At 66.7% G+C, this 1,548-nt stretch carries 1 protein-coding gene and 1 pseudogene; both read left to right on the top strand.

Translation table 11 applies throughout. The features are described 5' to 3' along the window. On the top strand, positions 1-1,294 hold a 1,294-nt coding region (locus EOA60_RS32350), incomplete at its 5' end, for a xanthine dehydrogenase family protein molybdopterin-binding subunit (RefSeq protein ID WP_164899747.1). 62 nt (positions 1,295-1,356) lie between these two features. Continuing rightward, positions 1,357-1,548, top strand: a pseudogene (locus EOA60_RS32345) (MoaD/ThiS family protein); the annotation flags it as partial.

Genomic DNA, 1,548 nt, shown 5'->3' with positions numbered 1-1,548 from the left:
GCGCTACACCTGCGGCCCCTATGCCGGCATGTGGGCGGAGATCGGCGCCATGACGGCATTCGCCTGCTACAAGCTGGAGAACGTCAAGACCGTCGGCTACGAAGTGCTGGTCAACCGGCCGAAGACCGCGGCCTATCGCGCGCCCTCGGCGCCGATGGCGGCGTTCGCGGTGGAAAGCGCTGTCGACGAGCTCGCCAAGGAGATCGGCATCGATCCGGTCGAGTTCCGCATCAAGAATGCGGCGCAGGAAGGCACCCGCGCCTCCTACGGCCCGGTCTACGGCCCGATCGGCATCGGACCGACGCTCGAGGCGGTCAAGGAGCACCCGCATATGCGCGCGCCGCTGGCTCAGAACCAAGGCCGCGGCATGGCCTGCGGCTTCTGGTTCAACTTCGGCGGCCAGACCTGCACCGATTTGAACGTCGGCATGGACGGCACGGTGTCGCTCGCCGTCGGCACAGTCGACGTCGGTGGTTCCCGCGCGTCGCTGTCGCTGGTGGCGGCGGAGGAGCTCGGCATCGACTACAGCCAGGTCAAGGCGATCGTCGCCGACACTTCCAGCCTCGGTTACAACGACATGACCGACGGCAGCCGCGGCACCTTCTCCTCCTCGATGGCGACCATCTCGGCCGCCCGCAACGCCATCAAAGTGCTGCGCGAGCGCGCCGCGCAGATGTGGGACATCTCGGTCGACGACGTTGCCTGGGAAAAAGGCCACGCGGTCGCCAAGGGCGAGAAGCACGGCAATCTCGGCAAGCTGTCGCTGAAGGAGATCGCCGCACAGTCCGGCAAGACCGGCGGGCCGATCGCCGGCCATAGCGAGCTCGTCGCCGACGGCGCCGGCGTCTCCTTCGCCACCCATATCTGCGACGTCGAGGTCGATCCCGAGACCGGCTCGACCAGGGTGATCCGCTACACGGTGGTGCAGGATGCCGGCAAGGCGGTGCACCCGACCTATGTCGAGGGCCAGTACCAAGGCGGTGCCGCGCAAGGCATCGGCTGGGCGCTCAACGAGGAGTATATCTACGGCAAGGACGGGCGGCTGCAGAACCCAGGCTTCCTCGACTACCGCATCCCGGTCTGCTCCGACCTGCCGATGATCGACACGCAGATCCTGGAAATCCCCAACCCCAACCACCCCTACGGGGTGCGCGGCGTCGGCGAGACCTCGATCGTGCCGCCGCTGGCGGCGATCGCCAATGCGGTGTCGAACGCGGTGGGCGTGCGCATGAGCCACATCCCGATGTCGCCGCCGCGGATTCTTGCAGCGCTCGAGGCCGAACGGGAAGGCTAGCATGCCGAAAAGCGCGAAGCGGTTTTCAGCTCACGTCACGGTCCAATGAGGATCAGGCGATAATGGTCCAAGTCACGCTCTGGGGCTCGCTCAGCGCCGCCGCCGGAGGCAAGGACAAGCTCGACATCGAGGCCAAGGACATCAGGGAGCTGTTCCGCAAGCTTGCGGAACAGCATCCCGCGTTCGAACCCCTGCTCGATCGCGGCATCGCGGTCGCGATCGAGCAGGGGTTCGAACGCGGGATGCTGTTCCGC

Origin of the sequence: Mesorhizobium sp. M1A.F.Ca.IN.020.06.1.1 (assembly GCF_004023265.1) — a bacterium.
In the GTDB taxonomy this organism is placed as follows: domain Bacteria; phylum Pseudomonadota; class Alphaproteobacteria; order Rhizobiales; family Rhizobiaceae; genus Mesorhizobium.
Note: the sequence above shows the minus strand (reverse complement) of the source record. Positions and strands in the feature narration are given on the sequence as shown.